This is a genomic window from Gemmatimonadota bacterium, from assembly GCA_026705765.1.
In the GTDB taxonomy this organism is placed as follows: Bacteria; Latescibacterota; UBA2968; order UBA2968; family UBA2968; genus VXRD01.
The window spans coordinates 38,845-46,836 of the sequence record JAPPAB010000063.1 but is presented as its reverse complement, the minus strand read 5'-3'; the positions used below and the strand labels follow the sequence as shown (position 1 = coordinate 46,836).

Sequence of the window (7,992 nt, the reverse complement as noted above, 5' to 3'; positions counted from 1 at the left end):
GGAGGACAGCTTTCGGGGCATGAGTTGGCGCTTGATGGAGGCGGTGAACGCGCATCTTATCCGATTCGGGAGACGTTTGAGGAGATTGACGGAGAGCAGGTTCTCTCGGCCGTTCGCGTGGATACCGATCCACCGGTTGTCTGGGAGAATCCATTCAAGCGCCAGAAGGTTTCCCATACGGACGATGTGGCAAAAGCCGCGATTCTCAATAGCCTTCACAGGGCTGTGACAGAGGGATCAGAACCGCAATACAGTCCCGCAAATGCCCGCAGGGATCTGGAGATCTGGATTGCGATTCGCGAAAGCGCGAATAGGGGTAGTGCCTGGGTTGATCTTCCGCTGAAGGAAGAAACGGATCTCGAGCGACGATTTGAAGCCGAATTTGTTCGTCAGTACGGCGGTCATCCCATCACAGATCGCAAGCGTCTGTTAAATGCCCCTTTCCAACGTCTCAGTCCGCTGTGGACCATAGCAGGTTGGTTGTGATATGAACTACTCAGATTGGAGAGATGTGATGCGTTTTTTTCTGGTATTCTTGTCGATGATTATTGTTTCAGCTCAAACTGTGCAAGCGCAGCCGGGAGATGTAAAAGGTCATGTTGCAGCGCTTAAAGGCAAGACGTTCTGGATCAAAATCGCTTTTGTAGAGGTGAATGACGGGATTCGAGGTATTGATGCGGCAAATGTTTTTGAGAATGGGGAAGTTTCATACCGCGCGACAATAGGTGGTTTTCGCCAGTCTCAGTCTCAGTCTGCAGAGGATTTTGCCGAAGAAGCCCGGAATATCATTATAAGAGATGAGCTTGCCGGGTGGAGTGTGCGGGTGATCCAACGAGGTGCGAAAGTTAAAATCCGAAAAGCCGAGGCGAGGGAGAAAGAGGTCTATATTGAACTCGACAGACTGTCAGGTGCTCGCCATGCCGTTCGCCTCAAGGTCAATAGAGATAAGTACACGATTCCCGAAGTTGAACGTCTTTTCAAAATCGCCTTTGCAGCAAGCGAAGCAGAATTAGAAGGTGCAGAGAAAACTGTTTCACTCAAGCTGGATATGTCTATTGAAGAAGTGATCGCCCTGAAAGGCAAACCCAAAACGCGTGTTGACCTCGGCTCCAAGACCGTTCTCACTTACGACGACTTGAAACTGATATTTAAAGACGGGAAATTGGTTGATGCGGAGTAAATGCCCACTCAGGACCCTACGCATTTTCCAGCACATCTCTCATCGCTTTGCCCTCTTCGCGGAACCATTGCATTAAGATGCTCACATCGGTTCCCACGCAAAAGTGTTTCACGCCCATGTCTAAATATCGCTTCGCGCCTCTGGCGTCTCCGAGTTCCGCCCGGGGCGCAATGCCCATTTTAAGCGATGTTTCGATCACGTATTTTTCGGCTTCCTGTACTTTTTCTCTGGCATAGCCCGTGTTCAGAGAATAATCCCCTGGCCCGAATTGTATCATATCTAAGCCCGGTAAGGAAAGCAGGGCTTCCAAATTTTCGACTGCTTCTTTCTTTTCGATCATGATCGCGACAACGGAATCGCGACACGACTGAATAAATTCAGATCCTCCTGTATCCACACCAAACCGCACGTACCGGCGCATATTTACTCCGTGATGTCCACCATCTTCTGGCGTGTCGGGGCGCACGGCTGCCACACAAGCTGCCACATCCTCTACTGTGCGCACGTCGGCAAATAAAACATTTTGAATACCCGCACCTATGGCGCGGTTTGCTATGTGTCCACGTGGGTCTTCCTCGACCTTGATCATTGCCGACATATCGTCGAATAGATCGATAGCCCGACCGATATTGTCCATGGTGTGTAAATCATAGGGAGCGTATTCCGATACGTATTCGATATAATCAAACTGTCCCGAATATCCCACCATTTCAAATACCGATGGCCACGGGCTGTGTACGTGGGTTCCCAAAGTGGGTTTATCGGCATCGAGCAATTCTCTCAGTTTATTTCGGCGCATGTTTCCTCCTTGAAGGTGTTGTTGCACATGGTAGTGCGTTTCATTTCTTATCAATACACAAAAATAGCGAAAAAATCCAGTGGTCTTCTCTGCGCTCGCATCCAGACCCCGACAATTTTGAGTTGTCTCTTGAACAAGATGAAGTTATACTATTAGTAAGGATTATAAAATTTATTTTTATAAAGAATATTCAAGGTAAGTTCTTGAAAAACAGAATTTTGTTATTCTGATAATAGAGACAGTGCAAGCGCAACCAATGAGGTATTTCAGCAAAGGGGGAAATAATGTCGAACACCGATATTGCGTTGATGGCCCACCTGATGCGTCGCGCCGGGTTTGGGGCCACGAGAACAGAACTGGAGGACTATGCCGAAAGGGGCTACGAAAACGTCGTGGAAGACCTGGTTGAGCCGGAGCGCTGCGATCCGGTTGATGAGGATATTTTGAACCGTTATTTTGGCAGCTTTGAAGCGGGATATGTAGAAAAATGGATGTATCGAATGATCCGCAGCAAGCGCCCGCTCGAAGAAAAAATGGCTCTTTTCTGGCATCACGTATTTGCCACCGGGTTAGGAAAAAACCAGCATATTCTCGCTTCTGCCCGCCAGATAGACACTTTTCGTCGCGTGGGTCTTTCGAATATGCGGGAAATTCTGATTGAGTTGTCCAAAGATCCAGCCATGATCTTCTGGCTGGATAACAACGAAAATCGCAAGGGCGAGCCTAATGAGAATTACGGCAGGGAGCTGTTGGAACTCTTCTCAATGGGCGTTGGCAATTACACAGAAGACGATATTAAGAATTGTGCCCTCGCCTTTACGGGATGGACATTCGCGCAGCCGCCGCCCCTGTATCCGCAAGGTTATTACGATGCGAAGTTCGTTTTCCTCGAAGAAGACCACGATGATGGGGAAAAGACGTTTTTGGGGCATACGGGCAATTTCAATGGCGATGATATTATCGACATTATCGTCGAACAACCTGCCTGCGCCAAGTTCATATCCAGGCATCTCTACAACTTTTTTGTCGCAGACGAGCCACAGGTCCCATCCTGGCATGTGACCCCGCCACAGGATCCCGAAGCGATTGAAATTCTGTCAAATGCTTTTATGGAGTCGAAGGGCGATATGCGCCACATCTTGAGAACGCTTTTCAATTCTGACTTCTTCAAGGAAGCGCGAGGGAAAAAGGTGAAAAGTCCTACCGAACTCGTTACGGGCATTCTGAAGCTGATCGGTACCTATCAACGTCCCGATCCGGGTATGGGTAGATATTCGGGTGCGACCACGTTAATGGGACAGAAATTACTGGATCCTCCGACTGTGGAAGGCTGGCATACTGGTAGGGAATGGATTGATGGCGGCACGCTGACCGAGCGCGTGAACTTCGCCGTTCGCGAGGTAAGCGATGCGTCCAGGCCGGGCATACGTGGAATCATTGATCGGCTCAAAGCTGAGGGACGGGCACTCGCTCCCGATGAGTTCGTGGAAAAATGTCTGGATCTCGCAGGTCCTATGATCGTGAGTGATACGACCCGCGAATCTTTGAGCAAATTTGCGGAATCAGGTGGCGATCTCGATCTATCTGCGGACAACGGATCTGGGGAGAGCACAGATCGCGTGATACAGATGCTGCAACTTATTGTCGCTTCGAGAGAATATCAATTTGCGTAGCACACGGAAAGGAGGAGTAAAATGGCTTCCAAAGACCCAATTCTCGTCATTGTTGAGTTGAAGGGCGGCAATGACTTCATGAATACGATTATCCCTTATACCAACGGCATATACCACGATTGCCGACCTATTGTGGGGCTTCGCCAGGATGAAGTTTTGCCGATGAATGACACGCTGGCCTGGCATCCCAATACGGTGCCCCTGAAGGAGATGTTTGAGCAGGGTGATGTGGCGATTGTGCAGGGTATCGGGTATCCCGACTCGAGCCGGTCGCATTTCAGGGCTATGGATGTCTGGCATACCTGCGAACCCATAGATATTGGCACAGAGGGCTGGTTGGGCAGGGTGGTTCGGGATCTGGATCCGAAGGGGGAAAATGTCCTGACGGGCATTAACTTCGGAAAGGGACTTTCCCGAGCACTGGCCGTTTCTGGCGTTCCCGTGACATCTGTTGACGATCTCGACAATTACGGCTTGATGACCAGTATTGTGGAAGACCCAAAGCGAATGCAGGCTATTGAAATATTCAAGACTATGTACGAACCCGCGATTGGCACGGGGGTGGTGATGGATTATCTTTCACAGACGGGCCTGGATGTCATCAGAGGCTCCGATGAGTTGAAGAAGGCTCCCGCGATGTATCAGTCCAATGTGGAGTACGGAAGCAATTCGATTGCGAAGGCACTCAGGGATGTCGCGCGTGTTCACCTTGCCGGTCTCGGTACAAGGATTTTTTACACGCAGCACGGGGGTTACGACCACCATGCAAATGAGATGCCGTCACATCCCAAGTTGCTGACGGAGTTGTCGGAAGCAATCCGCGATTTTTTCCAGGATTTGCGAAACCACAATGCCTCGCAAGAAATTGTCATGCTCGTTTTCTCAGAGTTTGGGCGACGTATGAGGGATAATGCCAGTGGCACTGACCACGGTACAGGTGGTGGTGCATTTATCATCGGTGATGGTGTGAATGGCGGGCTATATGCAGAATATCCGTCTCTTGAGCCCTCCCGATGGGCCAACGGCGAAGACCTTGAGCATACAATAGACTTCCGCGGCATATACGCAACGCTCCTGGAGCAATGGATGGGAATGGATGCCACTCCGATTGTGGATGGGACATTTGAACAGATCCAGCCTTTCAAAGAGGCCGTGTGATCACGAATCAACGAATCAACGAATCAACGAATCAGCGAAGCTTGTAGTGGGTAGGGGTGGTTGGGTGGGGTTCGTCTATTCGTCTATTCGTTGTGTATTTTGAAAAAGGGAGGTGAATCATGGGCAGACCTTATGGCCTGTTGCGGGCAGGATTTCCATTTTACAAGACTCTGGGCATGAGGCGGTTGACGAATTTTCCGATCGATATTGCTCTGGGTAAGGAAGGCTGTCTCTACATATTGTGCCGGAACAGAGATGCATCGACGATCAGGAAGTACCATATTGATGACAAAGACCTGGGTACCGTTGGCCGTGGGCTTACGTGGGCGGTTTCAATTATTGCCGATAGCGAGGAGAACCTCTATGTTTCCGACGAGGCCGTGCATTGTATTTTGTCCTTTGACAAAGATGGCAAAGATCTGGGGAAATGGGGTGAACACGGCGATGGCGATGGACAACTGAACGGTCCGGCAGGTATTGCCTTCGATGCCGAAGAGAATATCTATGTTGCTGACAGCCTGAACCACAGAGTTCAGAAGTTTACCAAAGACGGTGAATTTATCTCACAATGGGGCGGGTTTGGCGATGGGGAGGGGGAGTTTAACATGCCCTGGGGGCTTACCGTGGATGAACTGGGCGATGTTTATATCGCGGATTGGCGGAATGATAGAATCCAGAAGTTCACTGGTGACGGGGCGTTTATCTTCGCGTTTGGAAAGTCGGGTAGCGGAAATGGCGAGCTAAATAGACCGACGGATGTGGCCGTAGATGAGCATGGCGATATTTATGTTGCGGACTCGGGAAATGACCGGGTGCAATTGTTCAATTCCGAGTCGAGATACGTGCAGAAATTCCTGGGGGATGCAACCCTGTCAACGGTCGCAATTGAATATATGATGACAAATGCCGGTCCAAATCGCCTGAGGGATATGGCAGACCTCGAGCCACAAAAGTACTTTCGATGTCCGGGAGGGGTGGCTGTCAATGGAGATGGACTGATGTTTGTAGCGGACAATGGCTCCTATCGGGTGCAGGTCTATCAGAAGCAGGCCGTCCCGCTTACGGAAGAGCAATTTTCTGCGCCGAGGCGGTCGCCTACGCTTCACCAGGAATAGGCTGAACGCGTCGAATACTGTGGCCCTCAGTTTTCGCTGGGGGCCATTTTTTATGACTTCTTACCCTGTGTGCAAACAATGAGCAATCCTTTACAAGCACACCATTTGTCGGCGAGAGAGCGAGATCCATCGGTGCGCCCGGGTGCTATTGGGCTGGGGGTAGTGCTCACATTTTGCATCAACGGCTTTGATCCTATCTCCCGCTACTTGATCCACTCTTCCTCGTTCACACACAGCCAGATGCCCTTTGCCTTGCTGATGGGGATTTTGCTCCTGGGCTATCTCTACAATCCCCTCGTTCGAAAGCGGTTTCCCCACTTCGCTTTGACGCGGCGGGATATGGCTGCGGTGCTCGCTATTGGATTTCTCGGCACAACAGTACCCACGCTCGCTCAGCGATTTGTAGCTGTGATCTCGGCTCCGGATTACTACGCTTCTCCTGAAAATGAATGGCCCACCTACACATTGCCCAACCTGCAGCGCTGGTTGTTCCCCAGCAATGCCGGAGATAGCGTTGGGATGTTCTATCGCGGGCTGGTTCCCGGTACGCCTTTGCCCTGGGAGATATGGGTTGGTCCGCTCTTCTGGTGGTTCAGTCTGCTCATCGCGATCATGCTGGCCTGTTTTTGTCTCTCCGTCATTTTGAGAAAACAGTGGTCGGAAAGCGAGCGTTTGGCATTTCCCTTTGTCGAGCTTTCACTGATGCTGGTAGAGAATCCCGGATCCGGACGGAATCTGCCCCAATTTTTTGGTCTGCCCCTTTTCTGGATCGGGTTTTCTATTCCAGCAATCATGCTTTTTTGGAATACAGCAGGCCACTTCTTTCCGGGCCTTCCCACATTCGCATTTCTCAATATTAGAACACTGCTCCCCATCGGACGGGGATTTATGCCTTTCTTTCTCCAGTTCGATTTTTATGTCATTTGTTTCGCGTATTTTACTACCCTGGAAATTCTCTTGTCGATGTGGTTTTTCCACATTTTGGGCATGTTGCAGGCAGGCATTTCCAACCGTATCGGGTTTGGCCCCCGAGGCTATGGTTCGGGGGTGATCTCTCAGAATAATTACGGCCTGATGGTTTTTGTGCTGTGGAGTCTCTGGATCGCACGCGGTCACATCCGCGATGTCTGGCGCAAAGCAATTGGAAAAGGCCCCGAGGTAGATGATTCGAGCGAACTGCTCTCCTATCGCACAGCAACCTTCGGTTTCGTCCTTGCCAGCCTTTTCATTTTTTTTTGGCTTTGTAGAACCCGGATGAATCCGGGGGTGGCCGCGGCATTTATGTTTTTTAGTCTGATTCTCTATTTGGGGATGGCCAAGATCGTGGCGCTCAGCGGATTGGTGTCTTTACGGGGTTCGGGACCCACCGGACCCGTCAAAGGATTGATCGGCATCTGGAATATGGATGATACGACGATTGCGGCTCTGAACCAGATGGGCACGCTTTACGGCAATGCAAAGGGATTTGCGATGCCAGGTGCGGTGAATGCCGCCAGGGCTGGCGACCACACCGATCCTCAAAGACGCCGATTGGGAGGGGCAATTCTCATTGGCGGAATTCTATCAATTTTCGCCTTTGTGATCACTACCCTTATTCTGGGTTATTACGGGCCGGGAGCTGAGAATTTTGGAGATTACAGTTATACGCGAGGCAACCGGGCTTTTTTCAATTATACTGTTTCGGATATCAAAGGGCGTCCAGATGCAGAACGGCAATGGTGGGACCTGGGCTTCGGAACCTTCGGAGCAGCGATGACTCTGCTGCTGATTTTTCTGAACCAGCGGTTTCCCTGGTGGCCTCTGCACCCGGTGGGATTCACCGTTTCCCTCCAGTATCCCACCCGCGCGTCCTTTTTTTCGGTATTTATCGCCTGGCTGATGAAAATAATTGTGCTCAAAGTCGGCGGTATTGAGCTTTTTAATCGCTCTCGTATCTTTATTTTTGGCGTCCTCATGGGCTATACGCTGGGCGTTCTGGTTTCTTTTGTTCTGGATATTTTCTTTTTTATGGGGCAGGGCCACCGCATGCACACACCACCGCTGTAATAAGTAGAGCCATAAAAAAAG

General features: G+C 50.4%; 7 protein-coding genes. 6 read left to right on the top strand and 1 reads right to left on the bottom strand.

The window, feature by feature from the left end:
* Both OXH16_08885 and OXH16_08880 read left to right on the top strand, forming a co-directional pair.
* Positions 1–486, top strand: a 486-nt coding sequence (locus OXH16_08885; protein MCY3681502.1) for a hypothetical protein, incomplete at its 5' end; no start/stop codon positions are given.
* Positions 487–514: 28 nt separating this feature from the next.
* Positions 515–1,180, top strand: a complete 666-nt coding sequence (locus tag OXH16_08880; GenBank protein MCY3681501.1) for a hypothetical protein — start codon at positions 515–517, stop codon at positions 1,178–1,180.
* A 16-nt stretch (positions 1,181–1,196) separates the two neighbouring features.
* Here OXH16_08880 and OXH16_08875 read toward each other — a convergent pair whose 3' ends face one another.
* Positions 1,197–1,979 carry an aldolase/citrate lyase family protein gene (locus OXH16_08875; protein ID MCY3681500.1) on the bottom strand — a complete coding sequence of 261 codons (783 nt, stop codon included), beginning with the start codon at positions 1,977–1,979 and terminating at the stop codon, positions 1,197–1,199.
* 284 nt (positions 1,980–2,263) lie between these two features.
* Between OXH16_08875 and OXH16_08870 the strand changes: the two genes are divergently transcribed.
* From OXH16_08870 to OXH16_08855, 4 genes are all read left to right on the top strand, one after another.
* Positions 2,264–3,652 carry a DUF1800 domain-containing protein gene (locus OXH16_08870; protein MCY3681499.1) on the top strand — a complete coding sequence of 463 codons (1,389 nt, stop codon included), beginning with the start codon at positions 2,264–2,266 and terminating at the stop codon, positions 3,650–3,652.
* Between the two features lie 21 nt (positions 3,653–3,673).
* Entirely contained in the window at positions 3,674–4,810 is a 1,137-nt protein-coding gene (locus OXH16_08865; protein MCY3681498.1) for a DUF1501 domain-containing protein, read from the top strand.
* Between the two features lie 119 nt (positions 4,811–4,929).
* The gene (locus OXH16_08860; GenBank protein ID MCY3681497.1) at positions 4,930–5,925 is read left to right on the top strand and encodes an NHL repeat-containing protein; all 996 of its coding nucleotides are present in this window, start codon (positions 4,930–4,932) and stop codon (positions 5,923–5,925) included.
* Between the two features lie 78 nt (positions 5,926–6,003).
* Positions 6,004–7,971: a hypothetical protein gene (locus tag OXH16_08855; protein MCY3681496.1), complete on the top strand. Its 1,968-nt coding sequence runs from the start codon at positions 6,004–6,006 to the stop codon at positions 7,969–7,971.
* Positions 7,972–7,992 lie beyond the last annotated feature (21 nt).

Excerpts from the sequence above, each read along its gene's own strand:
- OXH16_08880 (MCY3681501.1), top strand. The coding sequence starts at position 515 with ATGCGTTTTTTTCTGGTATTCTTGTCGATGATTATTGTTTCAGCTCAA.
- OXH16_08855 (MCY3681496.1), top strand. The coding sequence starts at position 6,004 with ATGAGCAATCCTTTACAAGCACACCATTTGTCGGCGAGAGAGCGAGAT.
- OXH16_08870 (MCY3681499.1), top strand. The coding sequence starts at position 2,264 with ATGTCGAACACCGATATTGCGTTGATGGCCCACCTGATGCGTCGCGCC.
- OXH16_08875 (MCY3681500.1), bottom strand. The coding sequence starts at position 1,979 with ATGCGCCGAAATAAACTGAGAGAATTGCTCGATGCCGATAAACCCACT.
- OXH16_08860 (MCY3681497.1), top strand. The coding sequence starts at position 4,930 with ATGGGCAGACCTTATGGCCTGTTGCGGGCAGGATTTCCATTTTACAAG.
- OXH16_08865 (MCY3681498.1), top strand. The coding sequence starts at position 3,674 with ATGGCTTCCAAAGACCCAATTCTCGTCATTGTTGAGTTGAAGGGCGGC.